General features: G+C 56.0%; 24 protein-coding genes and 3 pseudogenes. 6 read left to right on the top strand and 21 right to left on the bottom strand.

Annotated features, from left to right (window positions below; all coding sequences use genetic code 11):
- Positions 1–129 precede the first annotated feature (129 nt).
- Positions 130–1,182 carry an NAD(P)-dependent alcohol dehydrogenase gene (locus tag RMR21_RS23475; RefSeq protein WP_498672015.1) on the top strand — a complete coding sequence of 351 codons (1,053 nt, stop codon included), beginning with the start codon at positions 130–132 and terminating at the stop codon, positions 1,180–1,182.
- Between the two features lie 80 nt (positions 1,183–1,262).
- Here RMR21_RS23475 and RMR21_RS23470 read toward each other — a convergent pair whose 3' ends face one another.
- Positions 1,263–1,556, bottom strand: a complete 294-nt coding sequence (locus tag RMR21_RS23470; protein WP_498672270.1) for a winged helix-turn-helix transcriptional regulator — start codon at positions 1,554–1,556, stop codon at positions 1,263–1,265.
- A 318-nt stretch (positions 1,557–1,874) separates the two neighbouring features.
- Positions 1,875–2,085: pseudogene (locus tag RMR21_RS23465) on the bottom strand (3-oxoacyl-ACP reductase); the annotation flags it as partial.
- Positions 2,086–2,204: 119 nt separating this feature from the next.
- Between RMR21_RS23465 and RMR21_RS23460 the strand changes: the two are divergent.
- Positions 2,205–2,699, top strand: a pseudogene (locus RMR21_RS23460) (IS701 family transposase); the annotation flags it as partial.
- Between the two features lie 6 nt (positions 2,700–2,705).
- A pseudogene (locus RMR21_RS23455) lies at positions 2,706–2,966 on the top strand (transposase); the annotation flags it as partial.
- Positions 2,967–3,110: 144 nt separating this feature from the next.
- On the opposite strand, the gene RMR21_RS23450 reads toward RMR21_RS23455, so the two are convergent.
- The 3 genes from RMR21_RS23450 to RMR21_RS23440 are packed head-to-tail and all read right to left on the bottom strand — an operon-like array spanning position 3,111 to position 5,125.
- The gene (locus RMR21_RS23450) at positions 3,111–3,740 is read right to left on the bottom strand and encodes a VOC family protein (protein ID WP_498672014.1); all 630 of its coding nucleotides are present in this window, start codon (positions 3,738–3,740) and stop codon (positions 3,111–3,113) included.
- A gap of 21 nt (positions 3,741–3,761) precedes the next feature.
- A complete protein-coding gene (locus tag RMR21_RS23445; protein WP_498672012.1) occupies positions 3,762–4,496 on the bottom strand; it encodes an SDR family NAD(P)-dependent oxidoreductase in 735 nt (244 codons plus the stop codon).
- Positions 4,493–5,125 (bottom strand): NADPH-dependent FMN reductase, encoded by a 633-nt coding sequence (locus tag RMR21_RS23440; protein WP_498672011.1) that lies wholly within the window; start codon positions 5,123–5,125, stop codon positions 4,493–4,495. Before RMR21_RS23440 ends, RMR21_RS23445 begins: the two co-directional genes overlap by 4 nt.
- Positions 5,126–5,201: 76 nt before the next feature.
- Between RMR21_RS23440 and RMR21_RS23435 the strand changes: the two genes are divergently transcribed.
- Entirely contained in the window at positions 5,202–5,579 is a 378-nt protein-coding gene (locus RMR21_RS23435; protein WP_498672010.1) for a winged helix-turn-helix transcriptional regulator, read from the top strand.
- Positions 5,580–5,829: 250 nt separating this feature from the next.
- Here the strand turns inward: RMR21_RS23435 and RMR21_RS23430 are convergent, their stop codons facing one another.
- The 8 genes from RMR21_RS23430 to RMR21_RS23395 all read right to left on the bottom strand — a co-directional run bounded on the left by RMR21_RS23430 (position 5,830) and on the right by RMR21_RS23395 (position 13,176).
- Positions 5,830–6,297: a heme-degrading domain-containing protein gene (locus tag RMR21_RS23430; protein ID WP_498672008.1), complete on the bottom strand. Its 468-nt coding sequence runs from the start codon at positions 6,295–6,297 to the stop codon at positions 5,830–5,832.
- A gap of 15 nt (positions 6,298–6,312) precedes the next feature.
- Positions 6,313–7,107 (bottom strand): TolB family protein, encoded by a 795-nt coding sequence (locus tag RMR21_RS23425; protein ID WP_498672268.1) that lies wholly within the window; start codon positions 7,105–7,107, stop codon positions 6,313–6,315.
- 80 nt (positions 7,108–7,187) lie between these two features.
- On the bottom strand, positions 7,188–8,177 hold the full coding sequence (locus RMR21_RS23420; protein WP_498672006.1) for a Gfo/Idh/MocA family protein: 990 nt from the start codon (positions 8,175–8,177) through the stop codon (positions 7,188–7,190).
- A 1-nt stretch (position 8,178) separates the two neighbouring features.
- Entirely contained in the window at positions 8,179–9,039 is an 861-nt protein-coding gene (locus RMR21_RS23415) for a 3-keto-disaccharide hydrolase (protein WP_498672004.1), read from the bottom strand.
- 22 nt (positions 9,040–9,061) lie between these two features.
- Positions 9,062–10,147, bottom strand: a complete 1,086-nt coding sequence (locus tag RMR21_RS23410; RefSeq protein WP_498672002.1) for an ABC transporter ATP-binding protein — start codon at positions 10,145–10,147, stop codon at positions 9,062–9,064.
- A gap of 3 nt (positions 10,148–10,150) precedes the next feature.
- A complete protein-coding gene (locus RMR21_RS23405; protein ID WP_498672000.1) occupies positions 10,151–11,026 on the bottom strand; it encodes a carbohydrate ABC transporter permease in 876 nt (291 codons plus the stop codon).
- The gene (locus RMR21_RS23400) at positions 11,023–11,901 is read right to left on the bottom strand and encodes a carbohydrate ABC transporter permease (protein WP_498671998.1); all 879 of its coding nucleotides are present in this window, start codon (positions 11,899–11,901) and stop codon (positions 11,023–11,025) included. The genes RMR21_RS23405 and RMR21_RS23400 overlap by 4 nt, the downstream gene beginning before the upstream one ends.
- A gap of 54 nt (positions 11,902–11,955) precedes the next feature.
- Complete coding sequence (locus RMR21_RS23395) at positions 11,956–13,176, bottom strand: ABC transporter substrate-binding protein (RefSeq protein WP_498671996.1); 1,221 nt, start codon at positions 13,174–13,176, stop codon at positions 11,956–11,958.
- A 180-nt stretch (positions 13,177–13,356) separates the two neighbouring features.
- Between RMR21_RS23395 and RMR21_RS23390 the strand changes: the two genes are divergently transcribed.
- Together RMR21_RS23390 and RMR21_RS23385 are read left to right on the top strand one after the other, a co-directional pair.
- On the top strand, positions 13,357–14,391 hold the full coding sequence (locus tag RMR21_RS23390; RefSeq protein WP_498671994.1) for a LacI family DNA-binding transcriptional regulator: 1,035 nt from the start codon (positions 13,357–13,359) through the stop codon (positions 14,389–14,391).
- A 143-nt stretch (positions 14,392–14,534) separates the two neighbouring features.
- Entirely contained in the window at positions 14,535–15,302 is a 768-nt protein-coding gene (locus RMR21_RS23385) for a LacI family DNA-binding transcriptional regulator (RefSeq protein WP_498671992.1), read from the top strand.
- Between the two features lie 176 nt (positions 15,303–15,478).
- Here the strand turns inward: RMR21_RS23385 and RMR21_RS23380 are convergent, their stop codons facing one another.
- The 8 genes from RMR21_RS23380 to RMR21_RS23345 form a co-directional block, all read right to left on the bottom strand.
- A complete protein-coding gene (locus RMR21_RS23380; protein WP_498671991.1) occupies positions 15,479–16,465 on the bottom strand; it encodes a Gfo/Idh/MocA family protein in 987 nt (328 codons plus the stop codon).
- A gap of 177 nt (positions 16,466–16,642) precedes the next feature.
- The gene (locus tag RMR21_RS23375) at positions 16,643–17,068 is read right to left on the bottom strand and encodes a VOC family protein (RefSeq protein ID WP_498671987.1); all 426 of its coding nucleotides are present in this window, start codon (positions 17,066–17,068) and stop codon (positions 16,643–16,645) included.
- Between the two features lie 35 nt (positions 17,069–17,103).
- Positions 17,104–17,859, bottom strand: coding sequence for a sugar phosphate isomerase/epimerase family protein (locus tag RMR21_RS23370; RefSeq protein ID WP_498671985.1), 756 nt, complete (start codon positions 17,857–17,859; stop codon positions 17,104–17,106).
- A complete protein-coding gene (locus RMR21_RS23365) occupies positions 17,856–18,350 on the bottom strand; it encodes a VOC family protein (protein ID WP_498671983.1) in 495 nt (164 codons plus the stop codon). Before RMR21_RS23365 ends, RMR21_RS23370 begins: the two co-directional genes overlap by 4 nt.
- Positions 18,343–19,401 (bottom strand): ABC transporter ATP-binding protein, encoded by a 1,059-nt coding sequence (locus RMR21_RS23360; protein ID WP_498671981.1) that lies wholly within the window; start codon positions 19,399–19,401, stop codon positions 18,343–18,345. The genes RMR21_RS23365 and RMR21_RS23360 overlap by 8 nt, the downstream gene beginning before the upstream one ends.
- A 75-nt stretch (positions 19,402–19,476) precedes the next feature.
- Entirely contained in the window at positions 19,477–20,289 is an 813-nt protein-coding gene (locus RMR21_RS23355; protein ID WP_498671980.1) for an aldo/keto reductase, read from the bottom strand.
- Positions 20,290–20,292: 3 nt separating this feature from the next.
- Complete coding sequence (locus RMR21_RS23350) at positions 20,293–21,144, bottom strand: carbohydrate ABC transporter permease (protein WP_498671978.1); 852 nt, start codon at positions 21,142–21,144, stop codon at positions 20,293–20,295.
- A complete protein-coding gene (locus tag RMR21_RS23345; protein ID WP_498671976.1) occupies positions 21,141–22,001 on the bottom strand; it encodes a carbohydrate ABC transporter permease in 861 nt (286 codons plus the stop codon). The genes RMR21_RS23350 and RMR21_RS23345 overlap by 4 nt, the downstream gene beginning before the upstream one ends.
- Positions 22,002–22,034 lie beyond the last annotated feature (33 nt).

The raw sequence follows: 22,034 nt of genomic DNA, 5'->3' as shown, positions 1-22,034 counted from the left end.
GACTCCTCTTTATCGCTGGAATGAAAGATTGGCAATAGGTGTCAAGAACCACAACTCGGATACCGTTCGACGCAAGCCAGACGGATATCGGAAGGCAATATCTCGAGACACAATCAAGGATGACATACTATGAAGATATCGGCATATGCGGCCACCGCGCCCAACCTACCTCTGAAACCCTTTTCTTTTGAATGCCGCGAGCTTCGCGATAATGATGTCACGATGGAGGTGTTGTACTGCGGCGTATGCCATACCGATCTCCATCAGTCGCGCAACGACTGGGGATGGACAACGTATCCTGTTGTCCCGGGCCACGAGATCGTCGGACGGGTTACAAAGGTCGGCACTGACGTCAAAAAATACAAGATTGGTGATCTGGTCGCCGTCGGTTGCATAGTTGACAGTTGCCAACGTTGCGACCAGTGCCAAAAAGGCGAAGAGCAGATGTGCAGGGAGGGGCTGACGTCGACCTACGGATCCCCGGATCGCATCACGGGAGAAATGACGAGGGGCGGCTACGCCAAAACACTTGTCGTCAGGGAAGAGTTTCTTCTTAGTATCCCGGCCGGACTTGATCCTGCCAAGGCAGCACCTCTCCTGTGCGCCGGTATCACCACCTACTCCCCGCTTCGGACATGGAATATCGGACCAGGCAGTCGCGTCGGCGTGATCGGGCTAGGTGGGCTGGGCCATATGGCGGTAAAGCTCGCCTCAGCAATGGGTGCGCATGTAACAGTACTCAGCAGATCAAACGATAAGGAAGCAAGCGCCATAGAGCTTGGAGCGGAACGCCTTCTCGTTTCATCCGATGACGCAGCAATGGCAGCTGCGCAATCGAGTTTTGACCTGATCATTGATACTGTCCCTGTCAAACATGCGCTCGACCCTTATCTTCCTCTGCTCGACATGGACGGAACTCTCGTGCTTGTCGGCCAATTGGGTCCGATGGCGGAGATGAACTCGCTGCCTCTGTTAAGTGGACGGCGAAGAATTGCGGGATCGCCGATCGGAGGCATTGCCGAAACGCAAGAACTTCTCGACTTCTGTGCCAAAGCAAACGTCCTGCCGGACGTTGAATTCATCCGTATGGACGAAATCAATGAAGCCTTCGAACGCTTGGAACGGGCGGATGTCCGATATCGCTTTGTTATCGATATGTCGACGCTCCAGCCGTCAGCCTAGCGCCTTTTGATAGAGCCAGTATTTCTACGGTGTTGCTCACGAGCGCAACGCCGTAGACGTTCGCGCTTCTGCAGCCAAGATCAACTGGAACCTTTATGCTCCAGGTCATATCCGGGGCGGGTCGACTCCATGACTGAACGGTGCTCATTTGCCCAATCGGCCAGTGACGTCAGAGGTACAATTAAAGACCTGCCAAGATCCGTGAGCTCGTACTGCACTTTTGGTCGAATGGTAGCAAATGCGGTCCGCGTGACCAGACCCTCGCGCTCAAGTCCCCGGAGCGTCAAGGTCAACATCCTGTGCGAGACCCCTCCTATCTTGCGCATAAGCTCGTTGAAACGCAAGGGCCCTGCAGACAACGCGCCGACGGCCATGATGGTCCATTTGTCACCAAACCTGTCAAGGATGTAGCCCACTGAACGGCAATGTTCATGATCTTCGGTCGTATCGCTAGCATGATTTACCTTCTGATTTAAGAGATCCAAGGCCTTTTCGATTAGGAACATTGATGATCGTGGCGCACCAATAAAAACAGTCAGTTCGCAATCACTTTAGCTCCTCGTTGATCAGGTATTTTCAGGTCTTGCCCGTTGCGCTGAATAGCGTCAGCTTCACTATGCACCTTTTGAGATTTTGTTTTGAAAGACAAGCTAGGGAGCGCAAAGTGGCGCTCCCGCGCCGACTTCAGCGTCCTATGTCGGTGATGGAAGCCCACGGGGGTCAGGCTGGGAGCCAGTAATGAACTGGGATTCCATGTGGGCAAGAAAAACCACAACAGGCGTAATGTCGTCCTCTGGAGAACCGAACCGGCCCGGCGCATTGGCTGGCGGGGGAATGTCCTTGCTGCAGCGCGCCATTTGTCAGCAACAGGCACACGTTCTTGACAGTAATTTTGTTTGCACCGCACTTGAGGAGATCCGACGCGCCTTTTCGGTGCTGGTGGCAAATGGAAGCCTTAGCATTACAGTTGCGTATTTTTACAAGTTCTGAATCTATAGGCCTCCATAATTCAGAGGTCCTGGATGATGGTTGCATCGATTGAAAAAAAGTTGGAACTTTGGGCATCGTCGCTGCGTGAAGTTAAGGCGCGTATGCGCGGATTGTTTACGCAGGAGCGCGTTGCAGCATCGGCGAACCTTTTCCTGGGCGGCTTGTTAGGTGATGAGCGCCGTAAGACAGGTTGGATGCGCGCTGAGGCGGCTGGCGATCCTGGTCCGTGGCGACAGCAAGCCATCTTGGGTCGTGGACGCTGGGATGCAGACGGACTTCGCGACATTGTGCGCGAGTAGGTTGTGGAGCACCTTGCCACAGATGATGCGGTCCTGGTCATTGATGAGACCGGCTTTCTCAAGTAGGGCAAAACATCTTGCGGTGTTTCACGTCAATATACAGGGTCAGCGGGCAAGGTTACGAACTGCCAAATTGGTGTGTTCACCGCCTATGTTTCCGGTCGTGGTCATGCCTTTATCGATCGAGCCTTGTACTTCCCAAAGAGTCGGACCAACGATGCTGCAAGGCAAAGCCTGCGTATCGCGTGGACAGAGGGCAAAGTTCGTCCGACCGCGAAAGCAAAGCCAAAACTAAAGCGCGAGCGACGGCGGCCTGACCCGCTGGTTAACGTCACGAATGATCTTTACAGTTGGTTTGAAGCTGAGCCATAGAGAACCGGCCGGGAGCTACTGGAGCAACTTCAAAGCAGTTATCCCGGTGAGTATCCTGATGGACTAATCCGGACGGTGCAACGACGGGTGAAAGGCTGGCGTCGAGATCGCGCGCATAGATGATATTCGGAATCGAGCCTGGCGAAGATGAACAACTACCAGAGCTCAGCAGGGCATAGGGAGCATTCTGGTGAGGCAATATGCTATCCGGTCGGGAGCATTCTTCGATGAGGCAATACGAATCTCATGGAGATTGCCGCTAAACACCTACATCATGACACGCGGATCATAAGGAGAACCTGGGGCGAATTCCCCTGCACGTGCACGAACATGTAACTCCCATGAAGACTCTTCGAGCTGGTACGCTGCGATCATCTTTTCCGGGTCAACGAACACGCCAAGTGGATTGGCCGCGAACTCAGGCGAGGTTCGGATATATTCACTAGAGGTTGAGGGGTTGCCAAAATTGTCTACGTTGAGCTCAACGCTGTTTCCGTCGGGATCGGAGTAGTAAAACGCCGTTTGCAGACCAGCGTCCGTGCATAGAACTGGGAGAATTCCAAGGGCCTTCAGCCGCTCATACGTTCCTAACAGATCCTCAAGCCTCGGGTACTCAAACGCAAAATGCTGGACGCGCGCGTGGATAGCGCGGTTCGGATCGGCTTCCACACCAGGCAACTCCACGATTGCGAGGCGGTGGTTCGCCCCATCGTTACTTAGCCAGGTCGTCTTAATCGGTGGAAGGTCCTCGTGGCCGACCGTTGCCGAAGGTGTTGTATGAACGACGATCATGCCAAGTACCTGTCGGTACCAGTCTATCATCGGCTTTGCCTCCCGCGTTGTCAGGCCAAGATGATGGAGGCGAGGATGGATGATTGTTTCAGTGTTAAGTCCCATCTTTCTGTCCTTTGCTACTCGTCAAACCTGTGCGATACCACCGTCTACGAAAACTTCACTCCCGGTCATAAACGCGCTGTCGGAGGAGGCAAGGAATGCTGCAACGGCAGCAGCGTCCTCAGGATCGCCTGCACGGCCCAGCGGCACCTGACCGGCGATCGCGTCCAGGTGTGTTTCGCTGAGCGAGTTCAGCACCGCCTCGGTTCGCATGGGGCCGGGCGAAAGGACATTGACCCGGATACCCGTGCCGCGCAGATCCTCTGCCCAGTTCCGGGCGAAACTGCGCACTGCAGCCTTTGTCGCTCCGTAGACGCTCATACCTCCAGCGCCGGTGGAGCCTGCGCTGGAGCCAGTGAGGATAATAGAGCCTCCCGCCGCCATCAACCGCAATCCCTTCTGGACGGTAAAAAGCGTACCCCTGACATTAACGTCGAGGATCCGATCCAAGTGATCGGCCGTGATTTCGGACAGTGGGACAAACTCGCTTATTCCCGCGTTGGCGACCAGTATGTCGACTGTTCCACGTTCTGCTTTCACTGTATCGAACAGACGGTCAAGGTCGGCCAGATCCGCCACCGAGCCCTGCACTGCGCGGGCGCTGGGGCCTAGTTCCGTCACTGCGGCATCCAATGTTGCTTGCCTCTGCCCGAAGATAAATACGAATGCTCCTTCTTCGATGAAGCGCTTTGCAGTTGCGAAACCAAGGCCGCTCCCGCCACCTGTAATCACTGCTGTTTTGCCGTCGAGCATTCTCATCGGATGTCTCCTGCAATAACTTGAACGGGGGACGATGAACGGTCAGCGGCCTTGGCGGCCATCGTTGCCCTTGCCCACCAGAGCAGCGCATCAAGAGCTGTCTTTGCGGATGGCAGGATCCCTGCCTCAATCTCTTCGATCGGCTTGTTGCCATAGGCAGGATGAACAGTCATGAAGTCACTACCACCTATATGGACGGCGGCATGCGTAGACACCATCTGCAATTCAGCACCGATCCCTCGCAAATGCTCTATGGCGCGCGAGGCACCGGTTCCGCCATAACCGATCGCCGTGAAAGGTTTCCGGATCCACTCGTTATAGGCTTGATCTAGTGCGTTCTTGAGCACGCCGGTGATCGAGTGGTTATACTCCGCCACGACGAAGATGTAGCCATCAAACCGGCCGATGGTGTGCTGCCAGCGAACCGCTTCAGCGCTTTGACTAGGCATCCAGAGGTTGGAGGCATACTCGTCGAAGAATGGCATCGGGTGATCACGCAGGTCGATAATCTCGGCCTCCATGTCACCACGAGCATGAACCTGTTTCAGTATCCATTGTGCAGGGACATCTGCGTACCTGCTGGGGCGGGTGGAGCCAATAATGACCGCGATTTTTGGCTTAGCAAACATGATAACCTCGTGTAATCAGCTTTCTTAGTGAAACCTGATTACGTAAGGTTTTCATTGCGGACAAGGAGGCACTTTTATGAAACTAGATGACCATTTGGAAACCAATCCCTGCGAGCACATCAGTCGTATGCTGGCTAGAATCAGCGGAAAATGGACCGTTTTGATAGTAGGAGCGCTAAGTCAGCAGCCGATGCGCTTTAACACGTTGCGACGAACTGTTGGTGAGATTAGCCAGAAAGTGCTGGCATCGACGCTGCGGGATCTTGAAGAAAATGGGTTTATCTTGCGAACCGTGATGCCGACCAATCCTCCACAGGTGGAATACGCCCTTACAAGCCTTGGCCAAGATTTTGTAACACCGGTCCAAGTGCTGGCTGACTGGGCTGTGGAAAACTCCGCGCGCATCGATGCGGCACGTTCATCCTATCAGGAATCCAGGGCCGGGAACGAATGACGTCGCACCCGGAGTATCGCTAAGCCTCATAGATCCCAGCTCTATGTGACGGTGGATGCGGCAACGAAAGCCCGCCCGCGCTTATCGTACCATGGAAATGAGGGTCGGAGACCCTAGGATAGTCCCATGTACAAACTAAAACCACCCCCCAAACAATTTGCATTCGATGCAATCGAATTGTAATTCGGAGTGCAAAGGGCGGCTGAAACGGATTGCTCCTGAGGAGCTGTCCGCCAAAAAAAAGCGCCTCTTATGAGTGTGCGGCTAGATGCTTCAGTAGGGCGTTCACGGCTAGACGATGATCTTCCACATCCGGCAAGCCGCTGACCCCGATGGTTCCGATCAATGTGCCGCCACGCAGGATGAGCGGCACGCCGCCGCCAGAGGCCACATAGTCCGTTTCCGGAAGTCGATAGCGCCTGTTGAATTCAAAGGTCCCCGCCTCTGCCTCCAAACGCATTTCAAGTGAACTACGGTGGAACCTGTGTGCCACGGCGCGTTTTCGCGCGGCCCAGTCGGAATTATCCAAGGTCGCGCCTGGCATGAGAACTGAAAAGACTAGATCTGCGCCGTGGGCCACCGTGATGGCTGCGGGCAAGGCGCTGGCTGCCGCTTGCGCCTGCATCAAGCTGCCCAGCCGCCAGGCGACCTCGTAGTCGAAAAAGGGTAGCTGGAGTACCTGCAACTCTTCGGACAGGGTCTGGAGTGTGTAAGTCATCTTCAATCCGATGGTTCAGGAAACGGGATATGTGACATAGGCGAAAGAGCGGCTGTCGGGTGACCAGGAGTTGACGTTGATCGTCCCTTGACCGCCGAATAGATGCGCGATGGTTCGAGCCTCGCTCCAGTTCCCGGTCACCAGCTTGAGTTCGACCCAGAGGTCTGCGGGATGCCCTTCGGTGCCGGACGGATAGGATAGGTAAACCGCCTGTGCTCCGTCTGGCGATAGATGCGGGAACCAGTCGACGGTATCGGCGTAGCTCATCCGTTCATTGCCGCTACCATCGGGTCGCATGCGCGCAACCTGGGCATGGCCGGAAAAACTCTCCGTATTATAGTAGATCCACCGGCCATCCGGGCTGTATTCCGGCCCGTCGGCTACGGCGCCATAGGTGAGTTGGCAAAAGTCGCTGCCGTCACTCGCGATGGTGCAAATCTCCGCCGAAATCAGACGGAAGCTGGTCTCTGTAATGTCGGCCTTCAGACCGACAAAGGCCAGACGCTTCCCGTCAGGAGAGACGCCATGCAGAAAATGCATGAGATTGTCGTCGCGGCTTATACGCTGCGCCGCGCCGCCGGTCAGAGGCGCGCGCCAGATTTGCCAGTCGTCTTCCGTCGAGATGAAAATGTGGTGACCGTCCGGGTCGGGCACGTGATCGTTGTTCAGAGGTGTAATGCCTGAGATATAAATTCCTCGCAGGGCAGGTTCTGAGAGCGGTAGCCGCCACAAGATGCCGTCACCGTTCAAGATCAGTGCATCACCGACCCAGTTGGGCGCCTCGAGCAGAACATCGGCGGTCTCGAACACCAATCGAGTTTCATCTGTGGTTGTATCATAGGTCCAGACCTGACACGTTTGACCCGGGCGAAGAAAGCGCGGTTCGACGATCACGAGAGAACCCTTCCATGGATCTGGACCAGTGCTTTATCCAGAAGCTCGATCGCGCCCAAGGTCAAGTCATGCGGGACACGGGTGCTTTCCAACCGGCCTTCCCTCAAGCAGCGTCCCACCTCTTCGATTTCCCATCCATACCTGGCTTCGTGACCGGGCTCGATCAATTCTTCCACCCCAGCCGCCGTGCTGAAGAGTGCTTTTCCGGGGTTGAAGAGATTGTCGGTGACCGCCAGCCAGCCCTTGTCTCCAATCAGGTGAAAGCCGGAGCCAGCCATGCCTTCGGTGTCAGGCACGAAACCACCTGCCATGCTGGCATATCCATCTGACGTTTTCAGCGTAATGGAAGATGCACTGTCCACCCCTCGTGCCGTCAGAAGGCCCGTAGCGCTGACCATGGGGTTCTTCGCCAAATTCGGTGCAAGCCCTGCAAGGATGTTCAAAGGATAAACCATACATTCCAGTGTGAAGCTTCCGCCAAGATCGGGATCGGCGACGCGACTGTTTGCTCCCGTTCCCATCGGACCGATATGGGCTGAAAAAGCGCGCGGCGTGCCGATGCTGCCAGCCGTCACGCGCGATTGCAGCTCGTGGTAAAGCGGATTGCAGAGCGTCCACATCGCATCCATGATGAACAGCCCCTTCTTACGGGCCAGCGCCAACAGGTCGGCAGCCTGCGCCGCGTTCATAGTGAACGGCTTTTCGACCAGCACGTTCTTGCCCGCTTCCAGCATCATCCGAGTATGTTTGTGATGGTGACTGTGCGGCGAGGCGATATAGATCACATCGACATCTGGGTCCGCGGCCAAAGCCGCATAATCACCATGGGCGCGAGCAATGAGGTGGTTGGCCGCGAAGGCCTCGGCGCGGGCAGCGTCACGCGAAGCCACGGCGACGCAAACAGCACCGGAACTCTTGGACAAATCCTCCGCAAACAGCCCGGCGATCCACCCCGTGCCGAGGATGCCCCAACGAATATCTGCCATCTTACAGCTCCTTGATGCGGATGTTGCGCCAGCGGCAGGCCGCCTCCCGTCCCCACCGGCCCTGCCCCAAGCCGCCCCAATCATTGTCGTGAACCTCGAAAGCGATGTGGCCCTTTGGCCCGAGGAACTCGGCCACGGCATCGGCGTCGTAATTGGGGTAATTGATGGTTGCGAGGTCGATGGAGGCGACCTTCAGCCCGTTGATCCAGCAGGTCGCCTTCGGCTTGGCACCGGTGATCACGACACGAAAGTCGTTCCAGTCCTCGAACTTCCAGACTTCGAGAAACTCTTCAGCCGTACAGGCTTCACTCAAAAGGTCGCGCTTACTCTGACGGAACGGCTCGATGGAGATTGAAGGATCATCCTGCCGCAGACCACTGGGTTTGCCGTCCGCACCGGTGACCACATCCAGTGCAAAGGGCACGGCGTGAAAGCCGGAGATGCCGTTGCCGTAAAATCCACCGATGGACCCCGACTTGCGGTGATCGAGAAGTACCTGAAACCCATGGAACGTCTGCGCTTTCTTGCGCAGCATGATGCCAGTATCGGCGGGCCAATCGGGCTTGGCTTCAAACCTCAGATCGAAGTCGCCATATTGTCCCTCTGTGACCAGATACCCTCCCCAGCCGCTGCCAGGAGCGTCCTGCCGGCCGACGATTGCACCGTCCTCAACACTCCAGACGGCGGGATGCGCGGCGGCCTGTTCATTATAATCGGCGGGAAACAGTTTGGGTTGCGCCTCACTCACCGTCGGGCCACTCGGCCACATTTCGCCGTAGGTGCGAGGAGTAGCAAACCAGCCTTCAAGCGTCTTGCCATCGAAAAGCGGCACAAAGCCAGTGTCATCAGAATTGGTCATCATCGTTTCTTTCTGCGTGTTGAGGTTAGAGGCGCTGGCCGCTATCGGCGTCGAAAAAGGAAACCAGAGTCGGATCGATATCGAAGGTCAGGGATGAAGCTTCATCCAGCCCAGTCAGGCTATCCACCCGGATCGAAAGAGGTTCGTTGCCCAATCGACCCCACAGCAAAGTCTCTGCTCCCATGGGTTCCACCGAGGTCAAAGGGGTGTTGAACTGCGCATGCGCACCAGACGGCCGGATGCCCACATGTTCCGGGCGCAGGCCCAGAGTAACTCGACCAGCGCGGGCGTCGGTGAATGCATAGCCCTTCAGGGGCAAGTCGAAACCGTTACCGATGAAACGGGGCTCCGGCGCAAGCACCAATTGGCCATCGAAAAAGTTCATCCCCGGCGCACCGATGAAACCCGCCACGAAGCGATTGGCAGGCGTGCGGTAAATCTCCTTTGGTGTGCCGATCTGCCGGATCACCCCGCCCTCTATGACCGCGATGCGGTCCGCAAGCGTCAGCGCCTCGATTTGGTCATGGGTGACGAAGATCATCGTCGTACCAAGCTCCCGGTGCAACCGTTTTAACTCTGCTCGCAGCTCTGTTCGCAGCTTGGCATCGAGATTGGACAGCGGTTCGTCGAACAGAAACACGCCAGCCTGCCGCACAAGGGCGCGGCCAATGGCGACGCGCTGCCTTTGCCCGCCCGAAAGCTGTTTCGGCTGGCGCTCCAGAAGCTTGCTGAGCTGCAGGATTTCCGCCGCCTCCGTGACGCGCTTTTCGATCACCGCCTTTTCCGCACCCGCCATCCTCAATCCGAAAGAAAGATTACCACGCACCGTCATCTGCGGATAAAGCGCATAACTCTGAAAGACCATGCCGATATCGCGGTCCTTTGGCTCGGCCCAGGTGACATTCTGGTCACCGATCCAGATTTGCCCCGCCGTTACGTCCCGCAGACCCGCAATGACGGAAAGAAGCGTGGACTTGCCGCAGCCCGATGCACCCAAAAGGACGATAAATTCGCCCGGTTCGATTTCAAGGTTCATCTCACGGATGACCTGCAAGGCCCCATAAGCCACTTGCACATTGCGAACGGAGACGCCTTTTGCCTTATTTTTCATGATTTACCCTTTCAGCGCGCCGTCTGAGATGCCACGCACGAACCAGCGGCCCGAAATGAAATAGACCGCCAGCGGGACTGCGGCAGACAGCAATGTCGCGGCCATATTCACGTTGTATTCCTTTTCGCCGTACTGGCTGGTGACGATGGAGGTCAAAAGCACGGTCATCGGCTGGTTCTCCCGGCCGGCAAAGATCAGGCCGAACAGATAGTCATTCCAGGCGCCGGTGAATTGCAGGATGACGGCGACGATAACGATCGGGGTGGAAATCGGCACGAGAACGAAGGTGAAGATCGACCAGAAGCCACCGCCATCGACGCGGGCTGCACTGAACATTTCCTCAGGAACCGCAGCATAGAAGTTGCGAAACAGAAGCGTCGTCAGCGGCAGGGTGAAACCGGTGTGGATCAGGATAATTCCCGGTAGAGAACCGAACAGTCCCGTCGCCGTCATCATTCGCACCAGCGGGAAAATGAAGACCTGGATCGGAATGAAGGTCGAGACCAGAAGCGCTGTAAATACCCAGTTTGCTCCGCGGAAGCGCCAGAAAGACAAGGCATAGCCGTTGAGAGCGCCCAGAATGACCGGAAACAGGGTTCCGGGAATGGCGATCTTGAACGAGTTCAGCATGCCGGGACTTATCCCCTCGCAAACGCGACCGGTGCAGGCCGTGCCCCACGCCTTGGCCCAGGCGGCCAGACTGGGGGCGTGCGGCAAAGCGAAAAGATTGCCATCGCGAATTTCCGCCATCGGCTTCAGCGAGGTTACGACCATCACATAGACCGGAAGCAGGAAGAACAGCGCCGAGAGGCCGAGAAAGACATAGACGGCGATGCGGGAAAGAGAGAGGCGGTGTGGTTTTGGACCGTCGGGGATCATTTCGCAACCTCCTTTCGGCGCAGGAGTAGCCATGGCAGACCCACGAGAACGCAGATCGCCAGCAGCATGATGGTGGCCGCAGCGGTGGCCTGGCCGAGATTGTTGCGCTGGAACAGCATGTCCATGACGTATTTGGCCGGCACTTCGGTAGATATTCCCGGCCCGCCACCCGTCATCACCACCACCAGATCGTAGATTTTGATGGCGGTCAGCGAGAGGAGAACGGCTGCCGTGGCAACCATCGGCCGGATCATGGCGGGAATGACGTGAATGTAGACGCGCCATGCGGGTACACCATCTACGCGGGTGGCGTTCCAGATGTCCTGATCGATGCCGCGCAGTCCGGCAAGCATGATGACCATGCCCAGCCCCGTGGCCTGCCAGACGCCAGCGCCGACCAGGGCATAGATCGCTGTGCTTTCGCGCGTCAACCAGTCAAAGCGGAAGTCCGTCCAGCCCCAGTCACGGACTGCGGCCTGAATGCCGAACGTCGGATCGAAAAGCCATTGCCACACGATGCCGGTGACGACAAACGAAAGCGAGGCCGACATAAGGAATATCGTGCGGAACGTGTCCTCAAAGCGAATGCTCTGATCCAGAGCCACGGCGAGACCATAGCCCAGAGCAAGGCAGCCCCCGATAAATAGTCCGCCAAAAATCGCGACATTCACACAGGCCACCTGCCAGTTATCCGAGGCAAAAAGCCGCGCATACTGCGCAAGCCCGATGAAATCATTGTTTGGCAAGAGTTTGGACGATGTGAACGAGGTCCAGAGCGTCCATAAGAGGCCGAAACCGATCACCACCACGACAAAGAAAATCGTAGGCGTCATGGCAATCATGGCCGGCAGGGTGCGAAACCTGAGTTTAGTCATAGGATGTCCTTCGAAAAACGCTGCCGAAACCTTCTAAAGTGACTTCGTCCTGGCCTATTCCGTGGAGTTGAAGGCCTTCAGCGTCGAGTCGACGAGAACATCCGGGGTGGAGGATTCATTGCTCCAGTATTTCGCCACGGCATCCATGACCGCAGCCCTGCGATCCGGTGTCATGACGTAAGACAGGCCAGGTAAACGCTTGGCGGGGTCCTGCAACACCTTCATCGCCTTTTGCGTGCATTCGTCCATCTGGCTGACATCGGTGTCCAGCACTGAAGGCATTGATCCCTTGGCAATATTGAATGGTACCTGAATTTCAGGCTCAAGCATCGTTTCGGCCAGAAGCAGTTGTCCGGGACGCTGAGAATCGATCTTGGGGAAGATGAACATGTCGCCGGTCAGGATGATGGCATCATTCTGCGGCCCCAGCATGCAGCCATACTCCTTGCCTGCAGTCTGCCCGGCAGCAGTGAACTCTCCCTTGGCCCAGTCGCCCATCACCATCATCGCGGCCTGACCCGACGCGACCATATTCACGGCTACGTTCCACTGACGACCAGGACTGCCCGCATCATCATAGGCCCGGAGCTTGCCGAATATGGCAGCAGCGTTTTTGAAACCCTCGGATTTAATGGCTGCCTCGTAATCCGGGCCCTGCATTTGGAGATACACGTCCGGAGCAACGCCTGCGAGGACCTTGAGGAAGAGAATGTTCAGCTGCCAGTCCTGACCACCGATGGCAAACGGTATGATGCCCGCCGCCTTGATCTTGTCGAGCGCAGCGAAAAGATCATCATAGGATTGCGGCTCCTTGATGCCGACTTTGTCGAATACCGCCTTGTTGTACCAAAGCCAGACTTCCGATTGCGCATTGATTGGCGCACCATAGACATGGCCATCGCGCGTGATCGAGTTCCACATGAAGTCAGGAAGGCGATCCTTCCATTTGTTTTTGGCAGCGACGTCATCGATATCGGCCAGAAGCCCGGCCTTCTGCAATTCGTTGAGATCGGCCGACTGCATCTTGGCGGCTCCCATCGGGTCGCCTGCCACGATGCGCGAAATTGCAGGCGCGACGGTATCGCCCGGCACCGCAAAATCGATCCATTTACCGCCCTTGGCCTCGAAGGCCTTAGCAATGGCGTTCAATGCAGCGGACTCTCCACCTGAAACCCAGTTGGTGTAGACCTCTACTTTCAAGTCCTCGCTGAACGCGGACGTCGATAAAAGCAATGCTGAAAGTCCGCCCAGAACGGCGTTTTTTACGTAATCCATTGTTTTCCTCCTCCAAGGTTCGAAGATCGAAGCGGTGCCTTATTCAGGCGACGCACCGTCTTTCTGGCGACCCCCTCCTCAAGGGGCATGTTATGGTTACGCCATAAATATGTAGTAGCGTTACTACATGTCCTTTGCAAGCCCCTTTTTGTGGGTTACGTAAAGACTGAGGAGAATCGAATGGCAGCACCACGCAAACCGACTTTGGCTGATATCGCGAGTAAGACCGGCTATGGGGTGAACACTGTTTCTCTGGCCCTGCGTGGCAGCACTCGCATCTCCCAAGCGGCACGAGACAAGATTGTTAAGGCGGCCGAGGAACTGGACTACGTGCCTAACGCAACGGCAAAGACCCTGGTTACGAGCCGCAGTCACACGGTCGGTATGCTTGTTGAATACCTGACCAATCCGCAGCCCACGGCCGTTGCGACAGCGTTGCAGCGCGAGATGGCGCAGCACGGATACAGTGTCCTGTTTGCTTCCTCCTCAACACCTGAGCAGGAGATGGCAGCTATCGAAATGTTCCGCAGGCACATGATCGACGGTTTACTGATCTACCCTGTCGATCATACAAATCTAGAACATTTGCGTCGTCTCCGATCCCGCAATTTCCCTGTCGTCATGCTTGTTGGAGCACGTGATTCCGGCCTCGATGCCGTGGGCGTCGACGAATATCAGGCATCTTACGATGCTACGACGCATTTGATTGCCTTAGGTCATACAACCATAGGCGCTTTGGTTCCGCTGCAAAACAAGCCCCTGAAAATGGAAGGGTTTCGGCATGCCCACCGTGTCCATGGCCTGCACTTGGAGGACATTCAGTTGCTGGAGCCCGCTGGCTTCAGCATGGAGGCCGGGTTTCAGGCAATGGACATTCTCGCTGGCCGCAATCCTGCCATGACGGCCGTATTCGCGAGTTCGGACATGTTTGCCCTCGGTGCCATGCGCTGGGCGAAGCTGAAAGGTAAAAGAGTGCCCGAAGATCTATCGGTCGTTGGGTATGATAACATCGAATTTGGCGCATATTCCCACACGACCCTGACATCGGTCTGCAACGACGGAGGGGATCTGGCCAAAGTAGCTTCTGAAAAGTTGGTCAAATTGATGGAGGGCGGCTCACACCTTCCTGCGCCGACCTTGACGCTCCTTCCAGGCGAACTGGTGATCCGTGAAAGCTCTGCCCGACCGGGGCAGAGGAGTTGGGTAGCGATCTGAAACGACTTGGCATCGCGTGACGAGCTTGGTATCTCCTAGATGCCATTTCTTGCTACGAGCGGCAGAAAGCTTTCGACCCTGCCTGTTTGCATATCAGTCCCGGTCCCATATGGCGCCATCGCTGCGGGGTTGATGATCCGCTGGTGACGATCAAGGCCGTCGATCATGGCTATTCCACCCTGTTTGCCACCTCCGACAACAGGGTGGAGAACGAGATCCGCGCACTGGACGCGTTTCAGGGACGGCGTGTGGATGGCATATTGATCTATCCGACAGACCATAGAAGGCTCGATCACATCGAGCGGCTTGGCAAGTTTCGCCTTCCGGCAGTGCTGCTTGCCTCTCCGCCTAGCGCGAGCCTGCATGCTGTGAGGCTCAATGAGCGACGCGGTGGACGCGATGCCACCCGCCATCTGATCGCATTGGGACACACTAAAATAGCGCTGATAGACAGCGGGCATTCAATGGGCAATGACGAGAAACTGGCGGGTTATCTCGAAGCGTTGGGTGAGGCTGGCATTTCGAGTGATCAGGATTTAATCGCCACGGTTACAGGTTACTCACCTGATCTGGGCAGTCGATCAATGGATAAGCTGATGTCCACCAGCTTGCCGCCCACCGCTGTTTTTGCCTCAAACGACGCTTTCGCATTTGGTGTTATGGAATGGTGCCGAAAATTGGGCTTGTCCGTGCCGCACGATATATCGGTAATCGGTTTCGACAATATCGAGTTTGCGGCTTATGCCGCCATCCCTTTGACAACGGTTGGTTATGATCCTCCTCGCCTTGCCACTCTTGCCGTTAAAAGGCTGCTAAGCCTGATCGAAAGCCCGGACGTTCCTCACGCTCGTTTGCAGGAAGAGATAGAGCCCGAAATCGTTGTGCGTAGCAGCACGGACATACTCAGGTGAGATGCGTGATGAACACGGCAGCGGAAAACCCGCTGAAACGAAGCGCTCGATGCTCTGGAGCATGCGGGTTGATGGCAGCGTCCTCCTGCATCACTCGGACAGGGGCGTTCCCTTCGTATCAATTCGCTATTGGGAGCGGTCAGCAGAAGTAGGTATCCAACCCTCTAGTCTTCATGTCAATGCTCGCCGGGATATCGCAATCCGATGACGCTGCGAATTTCGTCCATGGTAGCCATTATCTCCACAGATTCCGACGGTGGCATGATATCGCCAGATATTAATCCACTTTTTATAAGACGCTCTGCCTCAACTGCCTGAAACTGCATGCCTCGAGCCTCGACTGAACCGTCGAAAGTCTCGAGCAGATTGTTTTCACTGTCATATACCCGGAAGGTCGTTGGTGAATACCATACCCGGTCGATCTCAATCCGCCCCTGTGTTCCGACCACGCTTGCGCGATTCGGTCCCGCACTGTCACTGGACGACAGGGTGGTGACGATTGCACCTGACTGATAGCGAAAGAGTGTTGCAACCTGCGCATCCACCCCGGTGTCCCGGAACACAGCTGATGCGTCGATAGATGCGGGTTTACCCAATATGTCCCAGGCGAAAGAGATTGGATAGATTCCAAGGTCGAGCAAGGCTCCGCCGCCAAGGTCAATCGCATTCAGACGGTGCTTTGGATCGTCCGGTAGTTTCTGCCTGTGGTCGGCCGTAATCGAACGAATTTCTCCAATTGTACCATCCGCGATGACCTTGCGAATGCGGTGCATGTGCGGGAGAAAGCGCGTCCACATCGCTTCAAGGACAACAAGGCCTTTCGCCTGTGCCAGGTCGACGACCTCACCTGCTTCTTTGGCGTTGAGGGTGAAAGGCTTCTCTACGAGGATGTGCTTGCCCGCATTGAGTGCGAGCTTGGCAGCAGAAACATGATGTGGATGAGGGGTCGCAATGTAAATGATATCGACATCGGGGTCGGACACCAGGGACTCGTAGCTGCCATGTGCAGTAGCGATACCGAAAGTCTTCGCAAAGCGATCGGCACTTTCCTGGGAGCGCGATCCAACGGCTGCCACGCAATGGCCAGTCTGGATCAAATCCTTGGTGAACACGTTGGCAATCCAGCCTGTTGCAAGAATTCCCCATTTTATCGTCTCGGCCATCGGTCTCTCCCCTTAATATCTCGGTCTTGCAAAAGCGATAGCACTGGCGAACATGCTAGGCGATTGGTCAGCATGCCAGATCAAGCCGGGCTTGGGCGGAGCCTGACGCAATAGTCGCGGAGCCGAACGTCGCTTTAGTCCGGAACGATCGACGTCGCATTGCCACAGAGACTTGTATTATCCTCTCGACGCGATTGCTACCGCCTGCATACCGTCCGGCATCATCTGCATGATTTCTATACGGTGGCCGTCGGGATCTTCGATCCAACATTGCCAGTTGCCATCGAGCCCGAGCTTTTTAGGGCGAGAGAGTGCGACTCCCGCTCGCTCGAGTTCCGCGACACTTGTCTCGATATCCGGCACAGAGAGGCAGAGATGATTATAACCAATCATGTCCGCGCCCGGTGCACCTGGCCCCTTGCCCTCGTGGAAGATTTCGATGAACTGCGTGTCCGTAACGCGCAGGTACACCAGCCAAAGCTTGTCATCGCGATCAAGGTGCATGATACGCTCGAAACCCAGTTTGTTGATGTAGAAGTCCAAAGTTCGATCAATATCCGCGACCATGATCGCGACATGGGCAATCCCCGACACTGTAAGCATTCAAAAACTCCATCATTATCCAAAGGGTTATTCCGTTACGCAAATTCACGCCGGATGTAGTCGATTGATCGCTGGGCGAAACGTTTCCAGTCGGAAGGATTATCGTGCTCGACGACAATATGGTCGGCGTTTGTTTTTCGAATGTGGCCAAGCAACGCAGGCCATTCGATGATGCCGTCGCCGGTCGCGGCCCAGCCATCATCCGTTTCTGTTCCGTGCGGTGCGACATCCTTGACCTGCACAGCCACGATTTGCGACGCGAATTTCTTCAACTCGGACGCTGGATCTCCACCCGCTCGGGCAATCCAGCCGCAGTCGATTTCAAACAGGACCGCTGGATCCGCACCCAGAATATGATCAATCGGCCTCGTGCCATCCTCAAGTGCTGCAAACTCGAAATCATGATTGTGCCATGCCACGCGCAGACCACGTTTCGACGCGCGGTGAGCCCCCTCGGCAAGGGCCGCACCAAGTGACTTCCAGTCGTCAACGGTGGTGCCGCGCTCTTCAGGCTTGACGTAAGGTGGGATCAACAGGTTTGTGCCAAGCACTTCGGCGATATCAAAAAACCGTTCGGGTTCGTTCACCAGTCCTGTCAGCGGCATATGGAAACCAAGGCATCGAAGGCCTGCATCATCGAGCTGGCGCCGGAACAGCTTAGGGTCGGCTTCATAGGCCGGCAACCAAGGCTCAACCGCATCGTAGCCCATCGCTTTCAAAGCCGGAAACTGCGCAGGCAGCGGCGGAAAATTGCGGGAGGAATAGAGCTGGTAGGATATCTGGTAGGTCATTGTCCTGTCCTGTCACGATCGAACTCGAGAAGTTCCACAAGCGCGCCGAGTTCGCCCATCGTGTCGAAATAGGCGTAGCGCCCGGTGCCACTTTGAAACTCGCCGCGCTGCAAGAGCGGATGGCCCTGTTGCGCCAAAAATTGTTCGCGTGCCATGAGATTGCGCGTCTTGAATGCGATGTGATGACAACCAGGCCCTTTTTGCTCAAGCACTTCACGCCACGCGCTTGGTTCGGGACCCGGTTCAAGGAACTCCAGATCAATGTTGCCAAAATTGAACATCATGATCTTGCAACTGACCGATGCAGGCTTGCCTCGATACTCCGCCTTTGCCTTTTCCGCATCGGCAGAATAAGTCATCTGCGGCATGGGCTTGCCAGTGAGCTCGGAAAACCAGCGGGCCGATCGAACGGCATCACGGGTGACGAAACAGATCTGCATGATAGCGTCTTCGTCCAAGATCGATGGGCGCAAATCCGATCCATCAATCATTCAGCCGCACTCCCGTCACACCATCGAATATATGAATTTTCCGATGATCTGGCGTCAGAGACAGAAATTCACCTGGCCTTGCGTCAATGCGCTCGCGAAAGGCGCCTACGACCTCGTGGCCTGCAAACCGAAGAGCGACCTGGGTTTCAGATCCGGTCGGTTCGACGGTTACGATTTCGGCACGACTTCCCTGTTGGTCCAGACGAAAGTCCTCGGGCCGTATTCCAATCGTGACATCTCGCCCTTTTGCCTCGTCCGGCATGTTGCTCAAAGGGATTGTCGTGCCATCCGCTGCAACAAATCCGCTGGTGTCCAATTTCCCGTTCACAAAATTCATCGCAGGAGACCCGATGAAACCGGCAACGAAAACATTGGCAGGACGATCGTAGAGCTCAAGCGGTGACCCGATCTGCTCAATATGCCCACCGTTCATCACCACGATCCTGTCGGCCATGGTCATGGCCTCGATCTGGTCGTGCGTGACATAAACGGTGGTGGTGCGCAGCCTCTGATGGTTCTGCTTGATTTCCGAGCGCATTTGCACGCGTAATTTTGCATCGAGGTTGCTCAGTGGCTCGTCGAACAGGAAAACCTTCGGATTGCGAACGATCGCCCGCCCCATGGCCACCCGTTGTCGCTGCCCGCCAGACAGGTGCTTGGGATACCGTTGCAGATAGGGCTCAAGGCCAAGGATGCGTGCAGCGTTTGCGACACGCTCCTTGATCTCAGCCTTCGGCGCCCGTGACAGTTTCAGCGAAAAGCCCATATTTGCCTCCACCGTCATGTGCGGATAAAGCGCGTAGCTCTGGAACACCATCGCAATATCACGCTCTTTAGGCGGTTTGGCATTGACGATATCTCCGTCGATCAGCACCTCCCCGGATGTAATCTCTTCGAGACCGGCCAACATCCTCAGAAGCGTTGATTTACCGCAGCCCGATGGGCCAACCAGAATCACGAACTCTCCATCGGCGATGTCGACGGACACACCGTGCAGGATCTCGAGCGCGCCGTAGGACTTGCGCACGTTGCGGATTGTTACTGAACCCATTGGTAGTTCTCCCTGGCAGCGGACAAGTCGATGGGCGCCTGCTGCATACCCGATGTCGTTACTTTTGAAATGCCGTTAGTCGTCCCATACGGGCGACTTTTCGGGATTTATCATCCGCTCGCCACGATCCAGACGACGAAGCTGTGCGATATCCGTTTCATCCAGCCTGACATCGAGCGCTGCGCGGTTATCCTTCAGCCGCTGTGGACTGGCGGACGAAGGTATGACGATATGGCCCTCTGCTATCAGGAAGGCCAAGACAACGGCCGATGTCGTAACGCCGTGTCTTTCCGCTATGTTGAGGATAGCCGGATCATCAAGCACGCGCCCCTTTGCAAGCGGCATGTAAGCCGTAAGTTGCAGGCCGACAGAGCGCGCATAGCTAACGATCTTCGGGCTTTGCAGATAGGGGTGGATCTCCACCTGATTGGTTGCGAGCGCATTTTCGCCAATGAGGTCGCGACTGCGGCCGAGAAGTGCAATGGGAAAATTCGAGACACCGATCAGCCGGGCGAAACCCCTCTCCTTCGCCTCAGCAAGCGCAAGCATGTAGTCTTCGAAAGGTACAAGATCCTTTTTTACTGGCCAGTGGATCAGCAGAAGATCGACCTGGTCCAGGCGCAGCGTTTCAAGGCTTTTTTCGACGCTCTGCAGAAAATCGGCCTTCGCGAGCTGCGTATCCGCCACCTTGGTCGTAATGAACAAATCCTGCCTCTTCAGTCCGGATCTGGCGACGGCCTCGCCGACGGTTACTTCCGTGCCGTAGCTCTGCGCCGTATCGAGGTGGCGGTAGCCGATCTCGAGGGCGGCCAGCATGGCATCGACGCCTTCTGTGCCAGTCCGGCCGTAGGTTCCCAGACCGAGGGATGGAATGGTGTTGTTGGTCATGATTTATCCTTTCGTCGCGCCTGCTGTCAGACCGCCGACAAAGAGTTTCTGCATGCTCAGGAACAGCAGCGCGATGGGCAGTGTCATCACCAGAGATGCCGCCATCACCGCCCCCCAGTCGGTACTGAATTCCGTCGAGAACTCGGCCAGACCGATTGGGAGCGTCTTTACGGACGAATCCGTCGCGAAGCACAAAGCGAAGATGAATTCGTTCCAGGTCGTAACGAAAGCGTAAACGAGCACAGCGACGATACCGGGGGTGGAGAGAGGCAGTGTAATTCTGAAAAGTACACCGATCCTCGAAGCACCATCGATGATCGCGGCTTCTTCGAGCTCGACCGGAATGGCCTTGAAGTAGCTGGTGAGCATCCACACCGACAGTGGAAGTGTGATGATCATGTAGACGAGGATGAGGCCCCAGAACGTATTCACCAGTCCAAGCACACGAAGGGTGATGAACAGGGGTACGATGATCGCCGCAGTCGGCAATAATTGCCCCACCAGAACAAAGGACTGCAGGACAGATTTTCCCTTGAAGTCGAAACGGGCAAAGCCGTAGGACGCAAAGATTGCCAGGATCAGGGCAAGTCCGGTCGATCCCACAGAGATAATCACGCTGTTCAGAAAATACCGCGGGATATTGGATTCGAACAGGACGGTGTAGTAGTTGGCCAGCGTCGGCGCGTGAGGGAACCAGCTAGGTGGCACGGTATAGAGTTCACCCAGCGTTTTGACCGATGAGATCGCCATCCAGATGAACGGAAACAGGCTGACGGCGACAAGCAGGATTGCGCCAATTGCGATTATGACCACAGGCATGCCGGGCCGTTTGAGTTTGGGGGTCGTAGCGCTCATCGTGCTTCTCCCGAAGGCGTCTGTACGAATTTGACGTAGATAAAGACCACAACGATCGCGACGGCAAAGAACAACAGCGACAGCGCTGCAGCCTGATTGAACTGCACGGATTCAAACGCCATCCGGAATATCTGGATCGGTGTGATCAGGGTGCGGTTTGCAGGACCGCCCCGCGTGATCGCGTAAATGATCGTAATCGAGTTCAATCCCCAGATCACCAGAAGCAACGTCACCGCTGTGATAATCGGTCGAACCTGCGGCAACATGATATGCCAGACCTCCTCCCAGAAACTGGCCCCATCAATGCGGGCTGCCTCATAAAGATCGTTGGGGATCGATTGGAGGCCTGCCAGAACCATGACCGTCACAAAGGGAAACATCTTCCAGACATTGATCGCAATCAGGACAGGCATGACCGTATCGCGATTGGTGAGCCAGCCGATCGGCTTGTCGATCAGTCCGGGTGCGGTCATCATGTAGTTGATGATGCCGAACTCGGTATGGAACATCCATGCCCATGTGGTGGCTGCGACAATGCCCGGCACCACCCAGGGAATGACGGTAATCGATCGAACGATGGCACGCCCTGCAAATTGTTCGTTGAGCAGGACGGCGGCAGCAGTCCCGAGGATAACCTGGAATATAATAGATCCGCCAACGAAATAGATCGTATTCCAGAACGCCTGTGGCGTAGCCCTGGATGCAAGCACGGTAACGAAGTTGTTCGCACCAACGAAGGAGCCCTGCTGATCAGTAACGCTGAGCAGACCGGTATAGGCCACAGGATATGCGATCAGCATCGCCAGGACGATAAGTGCGGGCAGGACAAAAAGTAGACCCGTCGAGTTGCGGACCATAAGGTAACTCCTGTAAGCTGGACCACCGGGAAG

The sequence above is a fragment of the Agrobacterium sp. rho-8.1 genome, from assembly GCF_033957725.1.
In the GTDB taxonomy this organism is placed as follows: Bacteria; Pseudomonadota; Alphaproteobacteria; order Rhizobiales; family Rhizobiaceae; genus Agrobacterium.
This window is presented reverse-complemented; position numbering and strand designations above follow the sequence as displayed.

Bases quoted from the DNA above. Each gene is read 5' to 3' on its own strand.
- RMR21_RS23380 (WP_498671991.1), bottom strand. From the start codon at position 16,465: ATGGCCGAGACGATAAAATGGGGAATTCTTGCAACAGGCTGGATTGCC.
- RMR21_RS23360 (WP_498671981.1), bottom strand. From the start codon at position 19,401: ATGGGTTCAGTAACAATCCGCAACGTGCGCAAGTCCTACGGCGCGCTC.
- RMR21_RS23405 (WP_498672000.1), bottom strand. From the start codon at position 11,026: ATGATCCCCGACGGTCCAAAACCACACCGCCTCTCTCTTTCCCGCATC.
- RMR21_RS23435 (WP_498672010.1), top strand. From the start codon at position 5,202: ATGAAACTAGATGACCATTTGGAAACCAATCCCTGCGAGCACATCAGT.
- RMR21_RS23395 (WP_498671996.1), bottom strand. From the start codon at position 13,176: ATGGATTACGTAAAAAACGCCGTTCTGGGCGGACTTTCAGCATTGCTT.
- RMR21_RS23470 (WP_498672270.1), bottom strand. From the start codon at position 1,556: ATGGCCGTCGGCGCGTTGTCTGCAGGGCCCTTGCGTTTCAACGAGCTT.
- RMR21_RS23445 (WP_498672012.1), bottom strand. From the start codon at position 4,496: ATGAGAATGCTCGACGGCAAAACAGCAGTGATTACAGGTGGCGGGAGC.
- RMR21_RS23370 (WP_498671985.1), bottom strand. From the start codon at position 17,859: ATGACCTACCAGATATCCTACCAGCTCTATTCCTCCCGCAATTTTCCG.
- RMR21_RS23420 (WP_498672006.1), bottom strand. From the start codon at position 8,177: ATGGCAGATATTCGTTGGGGCATCCTCGGCACGGGGTGGATCGCCGGG.
- RMR21_RS23475 (WP_498672015.1), top strand. From the start codon at position 130: ATGAAGATATCGGCATATGCGGCCACCGCGCCCAACCTACCTCTGAAA.
- RMR21_RS23355 (WP_498671980.1), bottom strand. From the start codon at position 20,289: ATGACCAACAACACCATTCCATCCCTCGGTCTGGGAACCTACGGCCGG.
- RMR21_RS23440 (WP_498672011.1), bottom strand. From the start codon at position 5,125: ATGTTTGCTAAGCCAAAAATCGCGGTCATTATTGGCTCCACCCGCCCC.
- RMR21_RS23410 (WP_498672002.1), bottom strand. From the start codon at position 10,147: ATGAAAAATAAGGCAAAAGGCGTCTCCGTTCGCAATGTGCAAGTGGCT.
- RMR21_RS23400 (WP_498671998.1), bottom strand. From the start codon at position 11,901: ATGACTAAACTCAGGTTTCGCACCCTGCCGGCCATGATTGCCATGACG.
- RMR21_RS23415 (WP_498672004.1), bottom strand. From the start codon at position 9,039: ATGATGACCAATTCTGATGACACTGGCTTTGTGCCGCTTTTCGATGGC.
- RMR21_RS23375 (WP_498671987.1), bottom strand. From the start codon at position 17,068: ATGCTTACAGTGTCGGGGATTGCCCATGTCGCGATCATGGTCGCGGAT.
- RMR21_RS23365 (WP_498671983.1), bottom strand. From the start codon at position 18,350: ATGATTGATGGATCGGATTTGCGCCCATCGATCTTGGACGAAGACGCT.
- RMR21_RS23450 (WP_498672014.1), bottom strand. From the start codon at position 3,740: ATGGGACTTAACACTGAAACAATCATCCATCCTCGCCTCCATCATCTT.
- RMR21_RS23390 (WP_498671994.1), top strand. From the start codon at position 13,357: ATGGCAGCACCACGCAAACCGACTTTGGCTGATATCGCGAGTAAGACC.
- RMR21_RS23345 (WP_498671976.1), bottom strand. From the start codon at position 22,001: ATGGTCCGCAACTCGACGGGTCTACTTTTTGTCCTGCCCGCACTTATC.
- RMR21_RS23350 (WP_498671978.1), bottom strand. From the start codon at position 21,144: ATGAGCGCTACGACCCCCAAACTCAAACGGCCCGGCATGCCTGTGGTC.
- RMR21_RS23430 (WP_498672008.1), bottom strand. From the start codon at position 6,297: ATGACTTACACACTCCAGACCCTGTCCGAAGAGTTGCAGGTACTCCAG.